Genomic DNA, 24,560 nt, shown 5'->3' with positions numbered 1-24,560 from the left:
GCTAATATCCCCGCGTGTTAGTGTGATAGAGCCTAAGTAATGAGTAAAGCTTTACAAAAAGCCCCACTTTTTTTCCTCAATTCTTATTTAAAGCCACAGTCCTCTGCGTTATCGCCGTCGACATTTAATTCACGTAAAATAAATGAGCAAAGCGCCATCGATAGCCTGTTTCGTGCACATTGGCGAGACGTTTGTCGAATATTGCGCAATTGTTATGGCTCTGGTCCACCGGAGCCAGAAGATGTGGTCCAAGAAGCTTTTAGCCGATTCGCTCAAATGCCAAACCTGGACAAGATAGAAGACCCTAAAGCGTACATCATCAAAATCGCCATCAATATCACCCTCAAATCGATTGGTAGATTATGCAAAGCTCGTGAGTTCATCGCCGAGCAAATTCAGCTAACTGAGGGCCAATTTAATGAAATATGCCCGGAAACTATTTTACAGGGTAAACAGCGCATAGCCGCTATTCAAAAAGGCACTGAACAGCTTAGCGAAAAACAACGTGAAATTCTAATGCGCGCCCGTATCAAGGGCCAAACATACTCCCAAATTTCCGCTGATACAGGCTGGAGTGTCGCTGACATTTGCCGGCAGCTAAATGGGGCAATGGCGGTCTTGGAATCCTTTGATGAGCAGGAACATCACATCCGCAATAGCGAGCAGCCCAATAACATTCCCTCGAATAAAATCGCCAGGGAGCACAAACAATGAATATTCAAGAAAAAGACGCTACAGATAGCCCCTCAACCACACTTGAAAGTAACAAATCAGCCTCCAGCATTCAACAAATTGAGGCCAGAGAATGGTTAACCTATTTGTATTCAGGGCATACCTGCGCAACAAAACGCGATGAATTTATTACATGGCTGAATCACAATGAGGAAAACAGACATGCCTTTAGCCAAAGCCAAAAGGTATGGCAAACTCTAGGTATGACGGATTCAGCTGTACGATGGATAGAACAACATGCCTCACAAAATTCCGAGCCTTCAACTTTTACAAGATCAAAAAGCAGATTAATAACGTCGGCTTCCATGCTTGCAGCGATGGCCGCAAGCATTGCGTTATTGGTCGTCAACGGTGTTTTCACAACCACCAATAGCCTTGAAATCACTCAACCACCGACTGCATTTACCTCTTCAATCGGGGAAAATCGCCATATAACTTTAAACGACGGGACCGACGTAACCCTTGCAGGGAACTCAAGCATTCTTGTGGTTATCAACCGAAACGAGAGACGCGTCAACTTACGTAAAGGCAGTGCTTACTTTGATGTGACTCACGACCCAAGTCGTGTATTCACTGTGACAGCTCAGCACACAGAAGTGCGTGTGCGTGGCACGGCTTTTGAAGTCAAGCGTAGTCTAAATAATAGTTTAAAAGTATCAGTGAAAAGGGGCTTAGTTGACGTTGCAGATTTACCTGAGCAAGAAGACCAAAGTGAACACATTTTACAGCTAAGGCCGAACGAACAATTACGAGCTGATATTAATGGTGGTTTTATCTCACCAATCACTCAGTTCAATCCAGAAACGGAATTCGCTTGGCTCAATGAACGGTTGATTTACGATAACGTGGCACTTAAAAATGTGATTATGGATATCAATCGCTACGTGAAAAAACCCGTTGTTATATTGGATGAAAGTATCAAAGAATTGCCTATCACCGCATCACTTACTTTTGCACAAATCGAACCCATGTTAGCAGCGCTCGCATCAGCCTATTCCATAAGGCTCACTCATGAAGATACTCGCAGTATTTTAACCAAGGAATAACGCATTTACGGCCAGCAATAAACCTTGCTGGCCCACTTTAGCCCTAGCGATTAAAAAATGGATAAATAACCACCCATTGTGTGAAGTTTTTATGAAACAAGCACTTAAGTTGAAAAATAAATCGTCGTGATGACTCTTGTAACGAACCCTCATAAATTAATTGGAAGATACATCATGAAAATCCTTAGCCGCTCGATTAAATTTGCTTTATTTGGCACCGCACTCGCTGCTTTAGCGTCTCACCAAGTATTGGCCAAACAAAATGAGGTGAATATTGCTGTTCAACCTCTCGGACAGGCTTTGAATCAACTTTCAGAGCAAACGGGGAGCGTTATTATTGCCCCCAGTCGCTTAGTTAGTAACAAGCAAGCCAAGGCCACAGCAGGTAACTTGTCGGTCATTAATGCAGTAAAACAATTATTGCAAGGCAGCGGTTTACAGGCTCATCAGGAGCCAAGCGGTGCTATTGTGATTAAAAAAGCCGCCAAGAAAAAACAGGTTCAAGGTAAAGGCGCCACGACTTATCAAGCGCCAATGGACGAAGTTGTGGTCACAGCACTAAAACGCGATAGCAGCTTACAAGACGCTCCAGTAGCAATCTCAGTATTAGGCGGGGATGAGTTGAAAGCCCAAGGCGTGACAGATTTCACAGACTTAATTGATAGTCTTTCCGGTATTTCAATTAACTCGGCATTTGGCGGACCTGAAAATAGCTTTATTACTATTCGCGGTATAGGCGGGGCGGATGATTACAAGCCAAACGGCAACCCTTCTGTTGCGCTACATATTGATGGCATTTACCAAACATCTAACGCTTATTTAAGCATGCCTCTTTTTGATTTAGAGCGTATTGAAGTACTCAAAGGTCCACAAGGCACCCTTTACGGGCGCAACACCACAGCTGGGGCAATTAATGCCATCACACGTGCCCCAGGTGATGAGTTAAACGGCTATGCAGATATCGAATACGGCTCATACGACTTTGTTTCAGGCACAGCAGCGGTTGGCGGCAAAGTTTCAGAAAACTTAGGAGTACGCGTAGCCGTATTAATGGAACAGGGCGGCGGCTTTATGGATGGTAAAGGCGCAGGCAATTTCGCAGGGTTCGTCCCTGAAGGTACAGAAGGTGTTGTACCACCAGTTGCTGACCCAGGCGAGCGAGACGGCTTTGGTGACGCGGACTTATTCGCCTTTCGTGGCACTGCCGTTTATGACTTCGATGATGTAACCTCACTGACATTGCATTATTTTACGAGTCAAGATCGAGGCGATACCCGTCAGTATGACCGTATTGCTTTTGAAGACGACAACCCCTCGCTCAACGCAGGTGAAGGTAACGACCCTTACGATTTTTACACCAGCGAATACTACTCACATGAAATCGATGTGAGCGGATTTTCAGGGGACTTTAACCGCCAATTACAATCAGGCTTAAACCTTGATGTACTGTTCGCATTACAAAATAGTGAGCGCAATGTCAGCGGTAACGGAGACGGCACATCATTTCCTCGCTACCAATACAACTTTGACGATGAGCTTGACCAAACATCGTTAGAAATTCGCTTGAGTGACGCAACCGGCGGTGAATTTGACTGGATAGCAGGCGCATTTTTTATCAATGACTCAGTGGATTTCACCAGTAACTGGACAAGCTATGCAGTATTGTCTCAGTACAGTTCACCCTATAATCAACGACGTAATAGTTTCGCTACGTTTGCTAATATAGATTGGAATGTGTCTAACGACTTAGTGATAAGCGGTGGCCTGCGCTACACCAAAGACAATGCGAAATTCCGCGGTGAAAATATTGATGCCGATCCATGGGGATTATCCGTATTTGAAGAAACCTTTAAAACAGACGCCAACTTCTCATGGGATCGTGAGTTTGATGACAGCAACGTATCTGGCAAATTGGCTATTCAGTATTTCATTAGTGACAATCTCAACGTTTTCGCCTCTGTGAGCACAGCCTATCGTGGCGGCGGTTTCGATGGTACATCGATATTCTCTGAAGAAGAAACCCAACCCTTCGAGTCGGAAGAAGTACTTGCCTATGAAGCCGGCGCTCGCTATGTAACAGACATTATCAACATTACCTTTGATGTGTTCTCTTATGACTTTGAAGAATTACAGGCCACAGCGCGCCTATCGAACGATACCAATGGCAGGACTAACGTTGGTGAAGCCACAGTCCGCGGTGCTGAAGCCTCAATTGCAGTTACTTTGTTTGAAGCGAACGAGCATAAAGTAACTTTCAATACAGCGGGTACCTATTTGGATACTGAGATCACCGAATTCAGTTCAAACCGAGTAAATGATGTCATCAGTACGATTGGTGACCCATTACCCGGCTCACCAGAATGGAGTCAAACTGCTGCTCTGAACTATCAAATTTCACTGGCAAATAACACCCAGCTAAATGCTCGCATCAACTATAGCTACCATGGTGAAGAGTCTAATCGCTTGAACGCGGGCGATGGCAATACCGCCCCCTCATATGGTTTGTTGGGTGTTCGCGTCGACGTGACGTTTGCAAGCGGTTTAAATATATATGCCTATGGTCGTAATATCACTGATGAGGTGTACTTTTTGGAGTTAAATGGCGGTGCTCGTTTAGTGGGTGCACCAGCAACTTACGGTGGTGGCGTTAGCTACGCATTTTAAGAAGATGAGCAAATCAGGTGTGGTGTATTTACGCCTGATTTTTATAATCAAAACGTCACTGCTCAGCGGTGACGTTTTAACATTTTGTTAGTTTAGCCATAGGCCTCTCTTATGAAAAATTTTCTTATCACCTTAATAGCCAGTACTTTTTTACTCATCCCGACATTGTTCATAACAAAAGTCGTTCGCGCCGCACAAAGCCCTGTGAAGGCGATCACCCCGCATATTCGCGCATCTTCTTGGCCAGATCGCATTATTGTTACGCCCACTCCCACTCCTGCGTCTAGCTTCTCAGTGACATGGCGTACTGACAAAACCGTGAAAAATACGCACGGCCAAATTGTTAAAGCGAGCCCTAATGCACGCTACGATGTGAACGCCAAAGAATTCTCAGCAAAAACCTACCGTACGTCGCCAGATAAAGGTATCAATAGCCAAGGTCAATTCTCCTATCCTTCTAATACAGGACTACCTATCGTGAGTTATCACTCACTTACTTTTTATAATCTGCAAGCCGATACTAACTACAACTACCGAGTCGAAGGCGCATCTGGGAAGTGGTCACCTTGGCAACAGATAAAAACCGCCCCAACTAACACGGAGCAGGACTTCGAGTTTTTATACTTCGGAGATGCCCAAAATGGCATTTATTCACATTGGCCTTTGATGCTACGTCATGCTTGGCAACATGCGCCTAAAGCTAAATTTGCTGTTTACGCTGGTGACTTAGTCAACGAAGGGGCAAGCGATCAACAGTGGTCAAACTGGCTCAATGCAGGGCAATTTATCCATCGTTCCCTGCCCGCGGTGTTGGTTGCGGGTAATCATGAATATGATTGGCAGATGCAAGAAAATAAGCAAAAAAACTGGGCCCTTTCAACATTATGGCAAGACCAATTTACCCTGCCATTATCCCCCAGTTTACCTAAAGCATTACAAGAAACTGCTTACGTAACCCACTACCCAGATCTAGATGTATTTGTACTGGACTCAGAAGCCCAAGGAAATATAGCCTTGCTACAGGCTCAGGCAACGTGGCTTGACCGAAAATTACAAAACAGCTCTGCGAAATGGCGTATTGTAACCTTGCATCACCCAATATTCTCTTCATGTGGTATGCCGCTGGGCACAGCGGGCCAAGATGAACCCGACGTTCGCGCCGCGTTTTTACCCATCATGTTAAAACACAATGTTGACTTGGTTTTACAGGGGCATGATCATGCTTATTCCCGCGGCAGCATAGGCACTGAAAAAGACCTTGCTATCGCCGCCAGTAGCACATCACTTAAGCAGGTTAAGAGCGTATTTGTGACAACGGTTGCAGGGCCTAAAACTTACCCCGTAAAACCAACTCGCTGGGACGAATATCGTGATTATGGCGTCACACTCGAGCGCATAGGTGAAAACACACCCACTTATCAAATCGTCAAAAAAAGTAACCAGCAGCTTAGCTACCAGGCTTTCATGGGTGATGGGACTCTATATGATGCGTTTACCTTGACTAAGAATAAGGCTGAGGGCAAGACGATTATCGTCGCAAATGATCTACCACCAGAAAGAATGTTCAACAACACAGGCTTATATAAAACTCACTACGACTTAGCTGAATAGCATCTGATAAAGGCACTAAGTTGCAATGCACAACCATAAGCTAGAAAGCAGGGACGAATTCTGTTCTCTGCCGAATAAGTCACTCAATAATACCTAGAACAGAATGGAGTTTGCGCATTTACTCCCCCCTTTAATTCCTTGAAAAATACGCAAGATCTGCACACTTATTCCACAATTGATGGTTAGAATCACTTTCTAATTAAAATGCTAATATAGGTTCTTCAATGACAAAAAGCGCTCACTGTCGTTTAATGAAATGGTCAAGTACACTCCTGTTTTGTGCTTTAGTGGCCGGTTGTGGTTCTGATTCATCAAGCAACGATGATGCCGCGACGGAGGAAACGCAAAATGCAGCTCCTGTCGTTGAAGCGGGTAATGCTCAAATCGCTGCAAGTGGCGACACCGTTACATTAACTGCCACCATTACCGATGACGATACAAGCTACGTCATTAGCTGGGCTCAATTGTCTGGTACCGATGTAACACTAAGTGATAACACAACAGCTAGCACGACTTTTACTACCCCTACGGTGACAACAGCAGAAACGCTGCAATTTCAAATCTCAGTAGATGATGGCACCAATGATGCGGTAACCGATACGGTATCAGTTACTATAGCCGTTGACAGCGATGATGCGACACCAGATAGCGTATGGATCATCAACACCACCGATGAAGTGTCTACCCGTATTCTAGATTCTTCAAGCGGGGTTGGCGTGTTGGTGAACGTGCAATCCGTTACTGAGGAAACCATTGATAATGTTGATTATACCGTCGTCACAAGCCAAGGGATCCCAAAGTACGATGTCACCATGACCCAAGACATCATTGACAGCATTAATAATCGCCCGAAAGCCAGCTCAGATTTAGTCACAGGTGAAACAACAGCTTCCGTAGGAGATATTGTTGAGTTCGGTGAAGATGTTGGTTACGTGAGCACTGGGGATAATTGCGATTCCAATGCAGGCTACGGCTACTGGCCACCTGGTCCAGCTTGCCCAACAGAAGATGAACGAGAGGTTTATTTTCCTAAAACACCAGAGGTAACCACAGAAGAATGCGATAACGGGCTGGGTAAAGTTGGTTTATTTGTCAATGGCTCCTCTGTGTATAACTGGGGAGACGGAATGAGCTATAACACGGATGGCTCATGGCAAAACCTGGCGCCAGTTGCAGAGCAATACGACGTTGACATTTGTGGCGGTCACTCAGCTAATGGCGATTATCACCACCATTTTTATACTAGCTGCTTAGCAGACTTGGTCGGTGACACAGGCGACCAGCATTCACCTATCTACGGCTACGCGGCCGACGGTTATCCAATTTACGGTCCATGGCAAGATAACGGTGTGCTCGCCGTCAGTGCATGGGCTGTGCGTGATTACACGTCGACTTCTGAAACGGGCTGCTCAGACGATGCACGCAGTTGTACCTTGGTTGATCCCTATGACGCCTCTTTGGGTACCGAAAGCGCCACACAAGGGCCAGACTTCGACGATGTCGTTGAAACTCTATCCAAGAATGAACTGACAGCAGAAAATGGCTATTACTACGAAGATTACTATTGGGCTAGCGAGTTAACGGCTCAAGGCGGCGCATACTTAGATCAATTCAATGGCCATACAGATAGCACTCGAGGGTATCATTACCATATTACGATCACTGAGGTAGACGGCTCTTATGCGCCTGCGTTCCCTTATATAATAGGCAGCCGCTTTGCTGGGCAGTTGCAAGATAACGCAGTCGCATCTTGCAGTACCGGTTCGGTAATGGGACCACCTCCAGGAGCGGGTTAATATGAATAAAAGTAACCACGTCACGTCAAAAACGAGTTTTTTGGCTCGCGTGTTGTTGGTATCACTTATCTTAGGCGTGATCCAAGTAGTGAATGTTACAGTGATGGCATCTACTGAAATTCATGAACATAAAGCATTAGATATTGGTGAAGGTACACCGATACCTAAAATTGAGTTAAGCGCTTATCGAGACCCACTCGATGGCGTGAACATTCACGTAGAGATCGACAATTACCTGCTGAACGCCCCAAACTTAGCAGTGAATACTCCTGATAATAAGGTCGGCGGTATATTGCAAGGGCATGCTCATGTGTTTGTGAATGGTATAAAGCGACAAAGGTTATATGGTAAAGATGTACATATTCCACAAAGTTGGCTGGAAGCAGGCGTCAATCAGGTGGCGGTATCGCTTAACAGTCATCAACATGAGAACTGGATGTCAGGGGATCACAATATTGTGGGCTCCGTTTTTCTTGATTTATCAAAAAAACAGATAGTGCTGCATAATTTTACTTCCCAGCCAATTGAAAACAAACATGCTCACCATTAGGTGAGCATGTTTTATCGTTATCAGGACTTTTTATTCAATGAAATTTTCTATTCGTAGCGCCGATTAAATCCACAAGATAAAGCGACTTCATACCTAAAACGCCTAGGTTAGTCGATATCTAAATCAAACTTAATTTTTTGCATTTCCTGCTGCATACCCTGCTCACCACCAAGAAATAACTGGCCAACACTAACGGGTGTATCATTATCCAACGTGAGAGTAATGGCATCACCTTCAAGCAAGGCTATTCCGGCATCGGCAAGCTGCTGCTCTATTTTACTACTCATGCGCGCTTTTGCCTTTTTGCCTCGTTCAATGGCTTTATCACGTAACGAATCAGCAGACACGCCTTTTTGCATTGCTTCACTGTCTAACAGTGTGCCTAGCAGGCCATCATCTTGTAAATAAACAGAGGCGTCGTGTATTACAAGCTCTTGCAGCATGACAGTGCCCATTAACAGCGCGTTGTGACTGCCCAAGCCTTGGAGTTTTTTAAGACCGCTCATCTCCATAGATACATTCAACTCACCAATGTTATCACCTTCGATACTAAACTCTTCTAATTCGGCCTTGTCGTCCTCAACATCCACTTCCAGTGCTAATTTCAAATCGATATCATTGTCTTTTTGTTGCAGCAAATAAATAAATGCTTCGTACAGATCTTTCGGATTATCGTTTATCAAAAACCCACTGGCGCTGATGTCGTCAGCAGATAAGGCAATATTACTTAACACACCCTCTTTTTCTGCAAACTCTTCGATAACCAACTCATCAATTAGCACTTTACCAAAACCAGCATCAATCACCAGTTCATCTATTGTCGCGCTACCAAAAGGCGAAGCGGACACGTCATCGTATGTCACGTCTACGCCAAAGGAACGGCTCTCTTTCACCATGGCTTCTAATGCTTCTTCGGCTTTATGCGACGCCATAATCGAACCGCCAATATAACCAACAAGCAAAACAATACCGCCCACCAACACTATTTTTTTAACTATCCATATAATTACTCTTCTCTTAAATTCGTGGTTTAGGATATTGATATCAATCAATATCCTTATTTGCAATCAATTCAGCCGACGCTTTATTGATTAGATATAAGTTGAAAAGGCGGATTCAGATCAGATAGTTGAGTGAAAATACGACATATCAGCTACACAGCCATTACATTTGAACGATCCGATAAGGCAGCACTGTTAGACAAAATATTAGTGCTTACTATATTTAATTCGATCCAAGGAAATAAATTTAATAAGGAAAATATCATGTCGCACTACTTTAAAACAATTTCGAGCATTGCATTTTTCAGCATTATTTGTATCTTCACGCAAAAAATTATCGCGGCTGAAATTGGATATTTATCCAATGAAGATGGTGATATTGAGCTTTACATTACAACTAACAACCACAAAAAACGCACTCAGATTACGCATAATGTTTTTGATGATATGGAACCATGTAGTGGCCCAGAGGGGAATTGGCTTGCCGTTATAACAAGGAGCCAAACAAGTAAATTTATCCAAGTGCTAGATAAACAGGGTAATAAAATAAAAAAAATCGAACCTGAAGTTGGATTTCCGAGCTCCTTAGCATGCTTTTCAGACAAAGATGAAATAGCTTATTCAGTTAATTCAAACACACAACATACGATTTTTATAACCAGTATTAAGTCCACTAATTTAGTCCCTATTTATACGAGCCCGAATACCATCCTTGACCTGAAAATAAATCAAGCCGACTCTCACCTAGCATTCAGCGAGCAAGTTGGACGCACTTCCGTTCTACATATATTCGATTTAGCAAAAAAGCAAAAGCAAACTTATTTTGATAAAGGTAAGTACGTTGTTGCCGAATACGATTGGGCCCCAAATAACAACAATATGATGGTGTCAGTCAAACACCAAAAGCAGTTCGATTTATGGGAGATAAATCTATCTGATAAGGCGCAACGCCTGTGGACGGAATTGCCCACTATTGACACATCACCTAAATATTCACCCGATGGAAATAAAATAGCCTGGCTGAGCAATAGAGTCGACGGGACTAGATTGCAATTGTTCGTCAGTGATTTACGAGCACCTAAGCCAATAGCATTGACTGAATCAGGGATTGAAGTGAGGGATCCAGTTTGGGATCCAACGAGCACAGCTCTGCTCTATAGCGCATACCGAAATAATCAATTTGGATTATACCAGTTAAGTTTAAGCTCAAATATAGAAAGTCAATTATATCCAGTTGAAGGAAAATTCCAGATAATGCCCTTTTTTCTTACCAATGACAGATAGTTAACTGCCGAAGTTTTTTACAATAGGACAAACACGCAAAATCGGGTGACATTTAACCACTTGTAAACAAACGTAAAAACTTTTGTGGCCCATTATATGCTTTTCATCAATTTCCTACCTTCAGTAGTACAGAAGGATTTTCGAATCTGAAGAGGTAATTTATGAAAAGCGTCAAATCCCACCTATGGACCCCAAAACCGCTATTAATGTGTCTTACAGTGCTCTTATCGAATACTGCCTACGCGACTTCTTGGGTATCAACCCCTTCCGTCATGACTGTTGGCAACGATATTGAGATTAATGGTGGAGGTGCACCTAATAGCTCCCCCATTCTAATTAAAGCCTTAAACAAAGAGGGAGAAATTGTTTTTCAAGCGAATGTCGTTAGTAGCAGTGATGGAACCTTCTATTACACCACAGCAATTGAAGTCACGGGAGAATTGACCGTGGTTGCATCAATGAACAATCTTGAGGCAAGCAGTACCAGTCTCGTTATGGAAAACGATTAAGGATACAACGATGAAAATTAATGTATTGTCTAAAACCACTTGTGGTTGTACGGTTTTTTCGACCCTTGTATTTACCTTAGGTATATCTGCAGAGTCACTCGCTACAACCATTGCTTATACTAATGACGCCGATTTTGATTTAGGGGTTCTCAATAGCGTTAACTACACATCACCTAACAGTAATCAGCTACAGCTAAGTGCCATAGGGGAAACGTTCCCTATTTTATGGGTTGCCAACGCAGGGGAAGATTCGGTATCTAAAATTGATACAGACAATGACTGTGAGGACGCCAGGTACTCAACTTGGTTCGAGAGTACGTTCCATGGCGCTTATTCAGGCCCCGCCCCATCACGCACAGCGGTCGACGTTGAGGGTAACGTTTTTGTGGCAAATAGACACTTTGATGGTAAACCCGCCAGTATAATGAAAATTCTCTCTGAAGGGGGGATTGACCGAAACGGAAACGGTGTCATCGACACAAGTGTAGATACCAATGGAGACTGTTCGATCGATAGGACGTCACCTACTGAATTCATCCCACCTGTTGATCTGAATTCTGATGGTATTTTACAAACCAATGAAATAGCTGACGAACGAATTGCTTGGATAGTCCCTGTAGGTGAAAATAATGGTTTAGGGCGTTCCCTTTGCATCGGGACTGACGGAAATATTTGGGTCGGCTTATTTAATCGACGAGAATATTACAAAATAAGTTCAGTTGATGGCTCAGTTTTATCTGGCCCAATTGCAACAACCGGTAGCTTAACGCCTTATGGTTGCCTTGTTGATGGTGACGGCATTCTATGGAGTGCAAGCTTGAGCAGTCGATTAGGGATCCTCGACACTAATAATAATACTTGGTTGGATACTTTAACCTTTTCCGGCAGCAGCTATGGTATTGCTATCGGTAATGGCAAGGTTTATCTGGGTAATTCTGGTCGTGATTTCCGCGAATACGATCCTAAAATGCCGGATGATAATGACCCGACCACAGGCACCTTTACACTTGCTCCGTTATCGAATTCTAACTTCGGTTTATCAGTAGATGGAGAAGGTTTTATTGTAGGAGGCACATCCAATGTCACTCGCGTCGATGCCGCTGGTAATCGGCTATGGTTAACGAGCAACCCTGGTAGCAGTTCAATCGGCGTTATTCCTGACAGTAAAAACAATGTTTGGGCGGTCAATCTTAGTAGCCATAATGTGACAAAATTCGACAAGGACACCGGAAATGTTTTATTACTTAAACCCGTTGGACGCAACCCCTATACCTATAGTGATGCGACTGGAATTGCAGCGCGCACCGTGACTGATCCTACAGGCATTTGGACTGTAATTGGGGACGGAGGTGCACCTGACACCATCTGGGATAAGGTTTCATGGAATACCGAACCTGAAGGACAAGTTCCCACAGGTGCAAGTATTACGGTCTCAGTTAGAGCAGCCAACACAAGTCCTGAGTTAGCCTTGCTACCTTTCACTCCCGTAACAAATGGTACCAATAACTTAGCGATAAGCGGTCGGTTTATCGATGTGCGCACCGTTCTAAGACCTAATGACCAGAACGAGTCGCCTATTCTAAGTGACTTAGTGCTAAATACACTAGAGGACGCACTTTCTTGTGATTTGGACAATAACAATGAAGTGAACATTCTGGATATTAACCTATTCCGTCCGCATAGAAATACACCTGCGGGTCCCAATGAACCACTCGATATTGACCGTAATGGGGTGATAAACAAATTAGATGCGCGTAAGTGTGTTTTAGAATGTACCAATTCACGATGTGCAGCTTCCTCATAACACTAAACTACTTAAGGAAATAAAATGAAATCTATGAAAAATTTATTGCTTAGTGTGACATTAGTATTTGCTGCATTAAGTATCAATAACGCAAACGCTAACGTAATGCTTAGTTTCGCGCCCAGCTCACAGGTTACCACTACTGGAGATTCCGTGAGCATGGACTTAATGATTTCCGGGCTAATGGCAGGCAGTGCTGACTCCTTAGGTACGTTCGATTTAGATATTTTCTTCGATGATTCTAGATTGAGTCTGACGAGTTATTCGTTAACTGACATGCTAGGAGATTTAGCAACTGAAGCCATTGACGATAGTTTTGGTGAGTTTGTCCCAGGTTTGATTGGAATAAGTATTCTAAGCTTACTCGAAGTCGATGAATTGGATGTATTACAAGGAAGTGCTTTTAGTCTTGCCACATTTAATTTTGATGTTGATCAATTAGAAGAAGGAGAAACAACGACTGTTAGTGTCGAGACGGTTTATGCTCTCGGGGACGCCTTTGGCAATGCTTTACTCATCGATAGTATTGGTGATGGCGTACTACGAAATCCTGCAGTGAGTGCATCAACACCCGCTACATTTGGATTACTGATTCTCGGTTTGATGATAGCAATTAAACGTAGATACCATATTAACTAATACTTCTATATGACAGTGCATTAGCATGCACTGTCTTTTCACATTCCGTTATACAGGAAGTATTACGTTATGAGTTCAGTCCAATCCTTAAAGAAAAGGTACGTTGTTCAAACTGCCTATCTGCTAACTGCTTTTGTGCTATTGAATTATGCTTTTGCCCAAGATACTTCGCTGTCAACGGCAATGGAAAGTATCACTATCACCTCCCGAAAAATTAGCCAGTCTATGCTAGAAATACCGTACTCAGTTTATACCGTAGACAATGACGAGATCACAGCCAAAAATTATCGCACCACCACAGATATATTTCGTGATGTGCCCGGCGCAATGTCTCAAAAAACATCCCACGGCCAAGGCTCACCCTTTTTACGCGGCTTCACTGGGTTCCATAACTTGTTTTTGGTAGATGGTATAAAGCTCAACAATGCCGTGTTCCGCTCAGGCCCCAATCAATACTGGAATACCGTTGATCCGTTATCGGTGCAGCGTATGGAAATAGTAATGGGTCCCTCGTCCGTGCTATTCGGTTCTGATGGCATTGGCGGGACGGTAAACGCAATCACTAAACAGCCAAATGTAGACGAAGATGACCCTAAATTTACCATGTTCGTACAAGGAGCTAATGCGTCCAATCTAAATATCCAAGGCTTAGCTTTTGAAAAAAGCATCACCCTAGACTCAGCTATCCGCGTATCGGCAAACCGTAAAGATTTTGGCGATATAGAATCAGGTGAAAGTGTGCTACCTAACACTGGTTACGACGAAGCAAACTTTGACATAAAATGGCTCCACCAATTCAACGAGGGTTGGAACGTCACATTTGCGCATTTTTTAACGCATCAACAAGATGTGCCACGCACACATAAAACGGTATTTTCAGTCCCATTTAATGGAACTGAAATAGGGAGTGAATTGGCACGGAATTTAGATCAAAAACGCCAATTAACGTACTTTCGCGTCAAAAAGCAGGAGCTTTCTTTACTCACACATTTCAATGCAGTGCTTTCGTTTCAGCAACAAGATGAGAGACGCCACAGAGTGCGAACTGGCGATCGTATTGATAACCAGGGGTTTTCAGTAAATACCATAGGCCTGATATTAGATTCAGGCGTCACAGTGAATGACCTTGGTATTCTATTTGGAACAGACGTTTATCGTGACAGCATAAGCAGTTTTTCCTCAAGCAATATAATTCAAGGACCTGTAGCGGACGATGCAAGCTACACCACAACTGCGGGTTACACAGAGCTACATTGGTCAGCTAGAAATAACCTTAAGTTAATTGCCGGCCTCAGGTATTCACATATAAGTACACGTGCTAAACAAGTAGAAGAACCACTGACAAAGCAGGTAATTTCGATTGATAAATCATGGAGCGACTTAGTTGGAAGTTTTCGCGCTCAATACAAAATAGGTGCTTCAAGTATTTTGTTTGCTGGTCTATCTGAAGGGTTTCGCGCGCCAAACCTTTCAGATTTAACGCGTCTTGATTCCGCCAGAAGCAACGAGTTCGAAATTCCTTCCGTTAATCTTGACTCTGAAAATTTTGTAAGTTACGAGCTTGGCTATCGAAAACGTGACACAAAGGCCTCAATCGATCTTGCGGTGTATTATACCAATATTGATAATCAGATTATTTTGTTCCCCAATGGGGAGGTTACTGACAATGGTGAAATTATCATAACGAAATCCAATCAAGGCGATGGTTATATTTATGGTAGTGATATCTCGTATACATACGAATTAACGCAACACATCAGCAGTCATTTCGGCTTAAGTTACCAATACGGAAAAACGAAAAGTATTCCCCAAGCAGGCAGTGTTTTAACTGAGGATTACATTAGCCGTTTAATGCCGTTATCAGGACAACTATCGATTAAATTTGCTTCGCAACGAGCCAATTGGTGGATTGAGCCTCAAATTCAAGGTATGGCAAAGGCTGATAAGTTATCAGCAAGGGATAAAACAGATATTCAACGTATTCCTCCCAATGGGACACCTAGTTTTATGCTGTTGCATATCAGAGGAGGTTACGAATTTTCAAACCAAATTTCGTTAAACTGGGCTATTGAAAACCTATTTAATAAAAACTATCGGGTTCACGGTTCAGGGCAAAATGAAGTCGGAAGAAACCTAGTCGCTAGTATTATCTGGGAATTTTAAGATGTTTATTATCTAAGACGGCTTGGCGCTTACCGTTACGAATGCACTAACAACATTTAAATAACAATTTATTGCGGCGCTTTATATTAAAATGAGTCAAATCGTTTAATACCGCAAGGATCCCCCTGAATGTTCGCAGGCCTAGACTTTGGCACCTCTAATTGCTCAATTGCCGTAATGGAAAATGGACAGCCTATATTGATCCCCCTAGAGGATGGCAAGAATCGTCTGCCCTCTTCGCTTTTCATTGAACACGGGATGACTGCACCAGCGGTAATATCCCCCGACGACCTTGATAGACAAATTAATCAGCTCAAGCATGAGCGGTTAGCGCATGACACACTAAGTCGTGAACAACTGGTCAATATCGCTCGCAAGCAATTGCGTAAAACACATCGTGAAAACAGCAACTCAGGTCAACGCGCCCAAAGTATAGTTCAGGCACTTGCCGCCAATGGCGATGTGATTTTCGGTGAGGAAGCCGCATTGACTCACGTCAACGATCCGGAAAGCGGCTTTTATATTAAATCACCTAAATCTTTTTTAGGGGCTGATATTAATGCCACACAAAGAGCCGTTTTTACCACCATAGTGGAAAAAATGCTGGCGTTTATTAAACAAGAAGCTGAATGCATTAAGCAGCAAGAGCTTAGCCAGATCATGATAGGCCGACCGGTTAATTTCCATGGTTTGCTCGGCAAAGATGGCAACAAGCAGGCCCTTGCTATTATTGATAGCGCTGCGGCCAAAGTGGGCTTTAAAGATGTTCAGTTTTTGATGGAGCCTGTGGCAGCTGCTTACGATTACGAACGCCAGCTAAAAGAAGATAAGCTAGTCCTTATTCTCGATTTAGGCGGGGGAACTACCGACTGCTCGATGATTAAAGTCGGACCCAGTTACATCAAATTAATAGACCGACAAGATTGTATTCTGAGTCACACGGGTAAGCGCATTGGCGGTATCGACTTAGACAACAAACTCGCGTTGATGGCGCTGATGCCCGAGTTTGGTAAAAATACTGTGCTTAACAACGGCTTACCTGTGCCCAATCATTTATTCAAACAAGCGGTTACCGTTAATGATGTAGCGGCCCAGCAAGAGTTTAATAGCCGCATAACGGGTAAAGAAATCGACGAGTATTGTCGTATTTCGCCAAACCCTAAACTTAATCGATTAAAAGCCCTGCGTGATGGTAAGTTTGGATTACGGGTAAGCCGTAGTGCCGAGCTGGCAAAAATATTGTTGTCAGATCAAAACGACATTTGCTTATCACTGGATTACATAGAAAAAAATTTTACCATTCCCATTAGCCGAGCGCAGCTAAGCGATGCCATAGCGGACGAGTTAAGTAAGTTTGAACGTTTGATGAAAGAAGCGATTCAGCAGGCGGGTGCAACACCTGATGTGTTGTACGTGACTGGCGGTACAGCTATGTCACCCGTGGTACAAAATTGGATAAATTCAGTATTTCCAGGTCTTGAAATTGTCATTGGTGATCACTTTGGTAGTGTTACCTCAGGCTTAACCACTCATGCCCAGCGAATTTTCACCCGCTAACCCGTGGGGGCATAAAAAAACGCTGCCCGCAGATTATTTCCACGGGCAGCGTTTTCTCGTATAGCTGTTGGGTGAGTTACGCTACTTGTGTGATGAAATCTTCATCACTACGACGCACCTTTTTCAAGTTAACTAACCAGTCACCTTCGTCAGCACGGTAACCCAGCGGTAACATCACCACCGAACGTAAACCCTTTTCACGCAGGCCAAGAATGTCATCAACTTCACTTGGGGTAAAACCTTCCATCGGTGTGCTATCTACTTTGGCATCAGCAGCAGCAATCAGAGCGGAACCTAACCCAATGTATGCTTGACGAGCCGCATGCTCAAAATTGGTTTGTGCATCACGCTGAGGATAAGCGTTTAACAACATGTTGCGATAATCTTCCCAGCCCTGATTTTTAAAACCGCGCTGTTCATTGACCAAATCAAACATCATGTTAATACGCTCGGCCGTGTAGTTATCCCACGCAGCGAACACTAAAAGATGTGAAGCGTCAGTGATCTGCTCTTGTCCCCATGCATGAGGCACTATTTTCTGACGAATATCGTCATTGGTTACCACTAAGACTTCGTAAGGCTGCAAACCGCTAGAGCTAGCACTAAGGCGAATGGCCTCTAATATGAAATCAACTTTTTCTTGGGAAACTGTTTTGCTTGGATCAAATTTTTTGGTTGCATAACGCCATTGTAAATCTTGTAGTAAATCAGACATATAATCTCTTTATTAGGGTAAGCTTGATGAACATGCCATCAATATTAAGTTAGCGTTGAGATATGGATGAAAGCATTAATATACAAGGTATTGAAATGAATTAGATGTGGGCTGTGTCAACACAGGTGGGAATAAGCGAATAGCGCTTAAGTCAAAAAAGCCCCTAGCCCCCGAACGTATAAGCGATATAAACCGTCCGAGAGGCTAAGAGACTAGAGCTAACTAGCCTGATCAACAATCTTTTGCATTTGGCTTTTTATATCGCCGTTACGATACAAGATGTCGATTTGCTTTTGATATTCTGTTACAAAACGTGGGTGAGATTTCACATCAGAAAATATACTTTCAAGCTGCAAAAACGCCAACGGCTCACGAGCAGTTTGCTCAGCGGCGCTGTGCAGCTCTTCAGCCATCACGTCATTAATATCTAACGGCTGACCGTTTAAATTCACACGTTTGTCATTGTAATAACACCAAGCCGCTATGACTAAAGTGGCACACTCAATTTTGCCTTCATTAGCTAAATTTTCAAGTAATGTGGGGAGTAAAAAAGTCGATACTTTTGAAGAACTTTCTAAGCATATACGTGACAAGCTGTCTTTGATGTTCGGATTAGCAAAACGCTCAAACAATACGTCTTTGTATTGAGCTAGTTCGATACCTGGGACGGGCTCAAGAATAGGCGTCACTTCGCTATCCATAAATAGGCGTAAATAACGTCCGAACAGCGGTTCTTGTACTGCTGAATCAATGGTATCTTGCACATCAATCGACCCCAAAATGCCTAACACTGAGTGACCGGCATTTAACAATCGAATTTTCATTTTTTCGTAAGGCGTGACATCCGTCACAAATTGCGCACCGACTTGCTCCCATAACGGACGTACGTCACTGAACTTATCTTCAATGATCCACTGAAGAAAAGGTTCGCAAACAACAGGCCAATTATCCTGCACGCCGATGTCATCGGCTAAGTACGCCATATCCGCAGGTGTAGTAGCCGGTGTAATACGGTCAACCATAGCGTTAGGAAATTGTACTTCTGCGGCTATCCACTGGGCTAAATCTCGATCAATTTGACCTGCGTACGCCAGCAGCATTTTACGGGTCATATTGCCGTTATGCTGAATATTGTCACACGACTGCACGGTAAAAGGTTTTTGCCCTGCGTCTTTACGTTTTTTAAGGGCAGCGGTTAAATAACCAAATACCAAGCGCGGCGAATCAGGGTTGGCTAAATCATGGATCACATCTGGATGTTCAAAATCAAATTCATCCGTTATCGGATTAAAGTTGTAGCCACCTTCTGTGATAGTTAACGATACAATTTTGGTTTGCTCATCAGCCATCTTGTCGATTACGCTTTGAGGGTCGTCGCAGCTCAATAAGAAATCAGTCAGGCAACCAATCACGCGATTTTCCACTTGTCCATTGGGATGTTTCACAATCAAGGTGTACAGATAATCTTGTTCTTTAAGAATACCCTGCATTTTTCGGTCGCCTTCACGCAACCCCACACCACAAATCCCCCAGCTTAAATCGCCACTTTGTTGCATATATTCGTCGGTATAAAATGCTTCGTGTGAGCGATGAAATCCCCCCACACCGATATGCACAATGCCCGCCGTTAACGCCGTGCGATCATAATTTGGAACCGTTACATTGTCAGGCAATGCTGCCAAGTTCGCTTGATTCAATAGAATAGTATCGTTAATAGTCATGTTATGCGTCCTGAAGAATAAGGCCAGCAGCCATTTTTTTGCGCTGCATTGCCCAATATGCGGTGAAAAAATAGATTAATGTGCAAACAAAAGCGACAGTGAAGAACAGATCTCTATTCACTTCATAATCAGGAATGTCAGCACTGAAAAACATGGTGTTACAAGCCAATGCAAAGGTGACCAATAAGCTTGTGATCGAGATAACACGTAATAACTTTGTCAGCATTGAGATGTCTTTAAAAACCTCTGGCTCAAGCTCAGCCTGTGCCGCTTGATGCTGTTCAACGCGTTGATTAAATTCTTCCATTTTGGCTTGTTCTTCGGGATACTTTTCTGCCGCACCGTGACGTTTCGCCATAAAGGTGTAAATGATGATGGTAAAAAACCAAGTAGGTATAAACAGATAATAGAAGGACAAAATATCCAGCGCATTCAAGCCAAAGCCAAAGACTAACCCCAATCCCCAAGCAACCACTGCGGGACGGCTATGTGTCAGCTGACGATACGCAACCCAGTAGCGAGTCAAACCAATACGAGGGAAGATAAAATGCTCAGCGAAGACGATGGCACCTACAGGTACAACCAACAAACCAGCGTAGGTCAAAAGTGGAAGCAACTTAGTAAATACAAACGGGAAACAGGCAATGCACACAGTCACTATGCCCACAGTAAAGGTGGTCTTGTTGCGCGAATGATTTTTGAAAATAGCCTGGGCAGCTAGGCCCGCACGGTATAGGTTGGCATTGGCGGTTGTCCAACCCGCCACAATAACAATCACCAGACCAGACAAACCTAGTGCTTGGTAAGCCACATCACCTGGGTCAAGCTCAACAATGGACTTTTGCACGATGACAGCAGTACCAGCCCCCATGATACCCGCTGAAATCCATGCGATATAATGACCAAACAACATGCCCGCTGACGTACATAAGCCATATGAACGCTTGCGTGCATAACGTAACAACGCCATATCGATCAAGCCTACGTGGGTAATGGTGTTCGCAGCCCAAGAGAAACCAATCACTTCGAGTAAACCTATGCCTGGTTCACCGCTGGAATCCAGGCCGGTCCATACGGAAATACTGCCTATATGCATGAAGTCCGCCCAGCCACTTAATGTCGTTTGCCCAATCACGGAATCCGCCAAGGCCGGCATTAAAATCAACGGCCCACTTACAAACATCACCAATAACCAAGGGGCACAAATACCCGAGAAGTTAGAGACAGCCGTAAAGCCATACATGGCAACCAATACCACAATAAACCCAACGGCCAGCACGATAGCCACAAACCACGGATTGGTAGGATACCAATTAAGCTGAGCAGGAATATCAAAGGCGAAACGCACTGCGGTTGCCGACACCGTAATCATAGCGGCCGAGATCACAGTGAAGATAATAACATTCGCCCAGTTGTAGAGCTTAGTCATTGAATCACCGGCAATTTTTTGCAAGTAAGTATAAAGACTTAAACGGGTTTCTACGGCGATAGGGGTGGTAATAAAGGTCCAGCTGAGTACCGCTAAAATGTTACCAATCAACAAACCTAACAAAATGTCGGTCATAGTCGCGCCGAGTGCAACAAAAGTTGCACCAAATACAAATTCCGTAGCGGCAACATGTTCACCAGCGTAAAGACCCAAAAAGTGAGTCCACCCTTTTAACTTGTGCTTAGGAATAGGTAGCTGTTCTTCGCTGATATTCCCGATACTGATGTTTTGCGTTTGAGACGTCATATTGTTTATTCAACCTGCTGTCGATTTATGCCCGCGCTAAACTCATTTACCGTGTAACTCGCTACTAATTTATACAGAATGAGGTCTACTGCGTCCGAACAACATCCTACCGAACAATCCCACACACTTTTTAGTACCTGACGAACAAATGAGCATATGCCCTTAGTGAGGGCATATTCCCAAAACTGAATACCACTTGTCAACTCTTTGTTAATGACTAAAACAGACAACTGCAGTGACTGGACTTGCTTTATGCTTCATCGAAAACAAATGCATTCTCTATGAAGAAGTTTAAAAATCGATACCTTTCAAACAGATAAAAAGATTAAAGCAGGGAAGGTCGCACGATAGAGAATTAAATTAGTTAATATTTTGTAAATTAAAAAGGTTAAAAAAATGTATTTTTTAACCCACTAATTTAATAAAAGAAGGAAACGTGAACAATAAAGCAGATTAAATAACAAGAGATGGGCGTAAATTGCTTACACCCACCTCGTTAGAAAGTTAACTCAGACGATTCATACCTCGATTTTCGTCTTTGTGAATGGTCACTGGCCAACCGTCAAACTGATTTGTTGTTTTGTGGTCGTTTACATCAATCAAAAATTTATAAGCTTCCATTGTGTATGTCTGCGCTTGAGTATCAAAGCTGATCATGCCAAATCCACTGCCCTTTTCGTGGGCTTGCACGTAGCGATTCCCAGACTTACCTACCAAGGGATTAGCAACTGCATAAACATACATTTTATTACCAAATGCATCCAGGTATTCACCTGTATTATCTAAGCCATGGGCGGGTCGATTCTGCACTTTTAGCGCAATGCTGTCTGGCTTCCACCAGCGCGGCCAACCGGCAGCAATAGCAGGGCTACAAAACGCCCAATTACTATCACGCTGCTGATGCACACCATATTGTGAAAGCGTACCTAAATGCGTATCACCGCATATATGTAAGGCTGTGGATTCACGCATAATGTCAATCGCATTATTGCGGGCGGTGGCAGGCCAGCCACTGCTATCGAAATCATATTTGAGATAACGATCGGGACGTGGCTGATGGGTGGCAATACCAGCAAATACCGTCTGACTCAATACGGCTTTGAGTTGATGACCACGCCAATCCTGTGCCCATTGTTTTAAATACGCTTCTTGGCGCTGACCAAGCAATGCCAAATTTGGCGGATCAAAATCGGGATTTACATAGGTAGGCTCCTCTCCCTGCCCGGTTTCGCCGACCACCACACCAATTCCCCCTGGAGCACTTTTCCACTGGCGATCAGCCAAGATAGCAAAACCAATATCACCGTATATCAAATCCCCATAGTAACGACTTAATCCGCTAGGGGTCGGCGTTGTATCAAATCCATCAGGGTGATGGGATGTATTGGTCTTATGCACAACATTTAACATGGGTACAGGCTGAATATAGCCACCTAAAATACTCGCAGAAGGGTCACGTTCTATGTGCTGCATAGGAGCACCGCCCTCCCCCCATAAATTACCTTGCAGTACATCATGGTCATCCGGCAAACAAACGGTAGGTTGATGGCGCATAGCATCACGAAAAGCCCAACCAAACTGATAATACATGCGCAAGTAATTCAACGTTGCTCGGTCTGCGGGAGCACGAACGTAGCCGAATCCACCATGGTGTTCATACAATTGGTCACCGGAGAAGAACACTAAATCAGGTGCCAGCTTCACTACGTTTTCAACCACCGGCGCATAGGGAAATGCGTAGTCGTTTTGGCACGTTAACGACACCATACGTAACGGTCGACCAACCGGATTCGCTTGTATTGTGCCTGTGTAACTATCCGGAGTTTGGCTGCCATCTGTGTGCAGTTGCTGATAAATGACTCTGAATTCAACAGATTGTGTTTCATCCCAGTTTTGCACGCTAAAAGTAGCAAGGGATGCATGGGGGTCAATATGACTTTCTCCCAGCGAATGCCAACTATTATTACGCTTAACTTGCAACTCAACCGTTTGATTGTCGCTTTGCCCCATGGGCCCAAGTAAGGCACTTAACTTAAGCACAAAACCATGATCGCTACGGGAGTCACTTAAGGTATACATGGTCCACAAAATGGGACCAAACTGTTGCTCTGGTGAATATTCAAAGCCATCACCACTCATTTGCCAGCGACTAAAGCGATAACGACTCCCATTGTGTGCTTGGGCGTCGGTTTGATAATCTGTGGCCGCTAAGGCAAGGTTACTAACCAATGCCACATTGCCTAAAATTTCCTCAGCCGACACCAATAGGCTCTGCTCACCTAAAATAGATTGATCATCTGCTAGGAGCACTTTTACATTAAGTAACATAGCGCCGACTTGTGGTGTGCCAGTTATGACTAAATCAACGGCCTGCTGTCCTATATCCTGTGTTAACGGCATACGCTCGGCACCGAGTATTAAGGTATTTTTGATGATCCCAATGTCAAGCCCCTGACGCGCGAAGCAATTGCTTTTGTGCTCATTAAGCTCACTTTTGGCCCCTAAACGAATACCACCGCCACCGTCGTTAGCACTTGGCTGTAAGTTTTGTAGCCGCACGCTAGTGGCAAATCCAGCCTGTGGATGTTTAAGTTGATGCGTTAACGAGTGAACACTCCGGTTGCCTCCAGGATTGATACAATGTGCATGACCTTCTTTTACCTGCCAGTCTTCCATTGGATTGGCCCAAAATTCACCGCCTAGCCACACCCGGTCATGGGTTTTATGCCATGGGTCTTGGGTATTGGTCGCCAACTTGACAGGTATATTAACAGGTGAATCGGATTGGGTTGTACTCATCGAACTGGCACAGCCCGCACTAGCAGCAAGTACACCAACCCCAACACCGGCGCCGACAAATTTCAGCGCATCTCGTCTTGAAATACCTAGGGCTTTGTTATTGTTCGTCTTGCTGCTTTTCATACACCACCATTTTGATAATTGTTGCTTGTTAACAATTAGTATACGAGATGGAAAACAAAAAAACACTCTTTTTTGACATTCATGAATACGGTTTCCCACTTGCCAATCAAG

General features: G+C 43.8%; 17 protein-coding genes. 12 read left to right on the top strand and 5 right to left on the bottom strand.

What is annotated here, in order from left to right; translation table 11 throughout:
- The first annotated feature begins 39 nt into the window (after window positions 1–39).
- The 6 genes from GPLA_RS11930 (at window position 40) to GPLA_RS11905 (ending at window position 8,399) form a co-directional block, all read left to right on the top strand.
- Window positions 40–714, top strand: coding sequence for an RNA polymerase sigma factor (locus GPLA_RS11930; RefSeq protein ID WP_007105177.1), 675 nt, complete (start codon window positions 40–42; stop codon window positions 712–714).
- Complete coding sequence (locus tag GPLA_RS11925) at window positions 711–1,778, top strand: FecR family protein (RefSeq protein ID WP_007105176.1); 1,068 nt, start codon at window positions 711–713, stop codon at window positions 1,776–1,778. Before GPLA_RS11930 ends, GPLA_RS11925 begins: the two co-directional genes overlap by 4 nt.
- 174 nt (window positions 1,779–1,952) lie before the next feature.
- Window positions 1,953–4,442, top strand: coding sequence for a TonB-dependent receptor domain-containing protein (locus tag GPLA_RS11920; RefSeq protein ID WP_007105175.1), 2,490 nt, complete (start codon window positions 1,953–1,955; stop codon window positions 4,440–4,442).
- 111 nt (window positions 4,443–4,553) lie between these two features.
- On the top strand, window positions 4,554–6,053 hold the full coding sequence (locus GPLA_RS11915) for a purple acid phosphatase family protein (RefSeq protein WP_007105174.1): 1,500 nt from the start codon (window positions 4,554–4,556) through the stop codon (window positions 6,051–6,053).
- 251 nt (window positions 6,054–6,304) lie between these two features.
- Window positions 6,305–7,849, top strand: coding sequence for a YHYH protein (locus GPLA_RS11910; protein WP_407636149.1), 1,545 nt, complete (start codon window positions 6,305–6,307; stop codon window positions 7,847–7,849).
- A gap of 1 nt (window position 7,850) precedes the next feature.
- Window positions 7,851–8,399 carry a hypothetical protein gene (locus tag GPLA_RS11905; RefSeq protein ID WP_007105172.1) on the top strand — a complete coding sequence of 183 codons (549 nt, stop codon included), beginning with the start codon at window positions 7,851–7,853 and terminating at the stop codon, window positions 8,397–8,399.
- Window positions 8,400–8,506: 107 nt separating this feature from the next.
- On the opposite strand, the gene GPLA_RS11900 is transcribed toward GPLA_RS11905, so the two are convergent.
- Entirely contained in the window at window positions 8,507–9,331 is an 825-nt protein-coding gene (locus GPLA_RS11900) for a hypothetical protein (RefSeq protein WP_226993102.1), read from the bottom strand.
- Between the two features lie 201 nt (window positions 9,332–9,532).
- Here GPLA_RS11900 and GPLA_RS11895 point away from each other — a divergent pair, with 201 nt between their 5' ends.
- The 6 genes from GPLA_RS11895 (at window position 9,533) to yegD (ending at window position 17,356) form a co-directional block, all read left to right on the top strand.
- The gene (locus tag GPLA_RS11895) at window positions 9,533–10,684 is read left to right on the top strand and encodes a TolB family protein (protein ID WP_153810561.1); all 1,152 of its coding nucleotides are present in this window, start codon (window positions 9,533–9,535) and stop codon (window positions 10,682–10,684) included.
- A gap of 161 nt (window positions 10,685–10,845) precedes the next feature.
- Window positions 10,846–11,193 (top strand): hypothetical protein, encoded by a 348-nt coding sequence (locus tag GPLA_RS11890; RefSeq protein ID WP_040514621.1) that lies wholly within the window; start codon window positions 10,846–10,848, stop codon window positions 11,191–11,193.
- Window positions 11,194–11,203: 10 nt separating this feature from the next.
- Window positions 11,204–12,997: a hypothetical protein gene (locus GPLA_RS11885; RefSeq protein WP_007105168.1), complete on the top strand. Its 1,794-nt coding sequence runs from the start codon at window positions 11,204–11,206 to the stop codon at window positions 12,995–12,997.
- Between the two features lie 24 nt (window positions 12,998–13,021).
- Window positions 13,022–13,636, top strand: coding sequence for a hypothetical protein (locus tag GPLA_RS11880; RefSeq protein ID WP_007105167.1), 615 nt, complete (start codon window positions 13,022–13,024; stop codon window positions 13,634–13,636).
- A 69-nt stretch (window positions 13,637–13,705) separates the two neighbouring features.
- On the top strand, window positions 13,706–15,799 hold the full coding sequence (locus GPLA_RS11875) for a TonB-dependent receptor (protein ID WP_007105166.1): 2,094 nt from the start codon (window positions 13,706–13,708) through the stop codon (window positions 15,797–15,799).
- A gap of 129 nt (window positions 15,800–15,928) precedes the next feature.
- A complete protein-coding gene (gene yegD, locus GPLA_RS11870) occupies window positions 15,929–17,356 on the top strand; it encodes a molecular chaperone (RefSeq protein WP_007105165.1) in 1,428 nt (475 codons plus the stop codon).
- A gap of 76 nt (window positions 17,357–17,432) precedes the next feature.
- Here the strand turns inward: yegD and GPLA_RS11865 are convergent, their stop codons facing one another.
- The 4 genes from GPLA_RS11865 to GPLA_RS11850 form a co-directional block, all read right to left on the bottom strand.
- Window positions 17,433–18,071, bottom strand: coding sequence for an NAD(P)H-dependent oxidoreductase (locus tag GPLA_RS11865; protein WP_007105164.1), 639 nt, complete (start codon window positions 18,069–18,071; stop codon window positions 17,433–17,435).
- 218 nt (window positions 18,072–18,289) lie between these two features.
- A complete protein-coding gene (locus tag GPLA_RS11860) occupies window positions 18,290–19,792 on the bottom strand; it encodes a mannitol dehydrogenase family protein (RefSeq protein ID WP_007105163.1) in 1,503 nt (500 codons plus the stop codon).
- A 1-nt stretch (window position 19,793) separates the two neighbouring features.
- Window positions 19,794–21,527, bottom strand: coding sequence for a purine-cytosine permease family protein (locus tag GPLA_RS11855; RefSeq protein WP_007105162.1), 1,734 nt, complete (start codon window positions 21,525–21,527; stop codon window positions 19,794–19,796).
- A gap of 504 nt (window positions 21,528–22,031) precedes the next feature.
- Window positions 22,032–24,449 (bottom strand): alkaline phosphatase D family protein, encoded by a 2,418-nt coding sequence (locus GPLA_RS11850; RefSeq protein WP_007105161.1) that lies wholly within the window; start codon window positions 24,447–24,449, stop codon window positions 22,032–22,034.
- Window positions 24,450–24,560 lie beyond the last annotated feature (111 nt).

Source organism: Paraglaciecola polaris LMG 21857 (assembly GCF_000315055.1).
Taxonomy (GTDB): Bacteria; Pseudomonadota; Gammaproteobacteria; order Enterobacterales; family Alteromonadaceae; genus Paraglaciecola; species Paraglaciecola polaris.
Note: the sequence above shows the minus strand (reverse complement) of the source record. Positions and strands in the feature narration are given on the sequence as shown.

What these genes read in the sequence shown, in the direction of transcription:
- GPLA_RS11900 (WP_226993102.1), bottom strand. Translation starts at nt 9,331, where the DNA reads ATGGCGTCGCATAAAGCCGAAGAAGCATTAGAAGCCATGGTGAAAGAG.
- GPLA_RS11905 (WP_007105172.1), top strand. Translation starts at nt 7,851, where the DNA reads ATGAATAAAAGTAACCACGTCACGTCAAAAACGAGTTTTTTGGCTCGC.
- GPLA_RS11885 (WP_007105168.1), top strand. Translation starts at nt 11,204, where the DNA reads ATGAAAATTAATGTATTGTCTAAAACCACTTGTGGTTGTACGGTTTTT.
- GPLA_RS11910 (WP_407636149.1), top strand. Translation starts at nt 6,305, where the DNA reads ATGAAATGGTCAAGTACACTCCTGTTTTGTGCTTTAGTGGCCGGTTGT.
- GPLA_RS11890 (WP_040514621.1), top strand. Translation starts at nt 10,846, where the DNA reads ATGAAAAGCGTCAAATCCCACCTATGGACCCCAAAACCGCTATTAATG.
- GPLA_RS11925 (WP_007105176.1), top strand. Translation starts at nt 711, where the DNA reads ATGAATATTCAAGAAAAAGACGCTACAGATAGCCCCTCAACCACACTT.
- GPLA_RS11915 (WP_007105174.1), top strand. Translation starts at nt 4,554, where the DNA reads ATGAAAAATTTTCTTATCACCTTAATAGCCAGTACTTTTTTACTCATC.
- GPLA_RS11855 (WP_007105162.1), bottom strand. Translation starts at nt 21,527, where the DNA reads ATGACGTCTCAAACGCAAAACATCAGTATCGGGAATATCAGCGAAGAA.
- GPLA_RS11920 (WP_007105175.1), top strand. Translation starts at nt 1,953, where the DNA reads ATGAAAATCCTTAGCCGCTCGATTAAATTTGCTTTATTTGGCACCGCA.
- yegD (WP_007105165.1), top strand. Translation starts at nt 15,929, where the DNA reads ATGTTCGCAGGCCTAGACTTTGGCACCTCTAATTGCTCAATTGCCGTA.
- GPLA_RS11865 (WP_007105164.1), bottom strand. Translation starts at nt 18,071, where the DNA reads ATGTCTGATTTACTACAAGATTTACAATGGCGTTATGCAACCAAAAAA.
- GPLA_RS11880 (WP_007105167.1), top strand. Translation starts at nt 13,022, where the DNA reads ATGAAATCTATGAAAAATTTATTGCTTAGTGTGACATTAGTATTTGCT.
- GPLA_RS11850 (WP_007105161.1), bottom strand. Translation starts at nt 24,449, where the DNA reads ATGAAAAGCAGCAAGACGAACAATAACAAAGCCCTAGGTATTTCAAGA.
- GPLA_RS11930 (WP_007105177.1), top strand. Translation starts at nt 40, where the DNA reads ATGAGTAAAGCTTTACAAAAAGCCCCACTTTTTTTCCTCAATTCTTAT.
- GPLA_RS11860 (WP_007105163.1), bottom strand. Translation starts at nt 19,792, where the DNA reads ATGACTATTAACGATACTATTCTATTGAATCAAGCGAACTTGGCAGCA.
- GPLA_RS11875 (WP_007105166.1), top strand. Translation starts at nt 13,706, where the DNA reads ATGAGTTCAGTCCAATCCTTAAAGAAAAGGTACGTTGTTCAAACTGCC.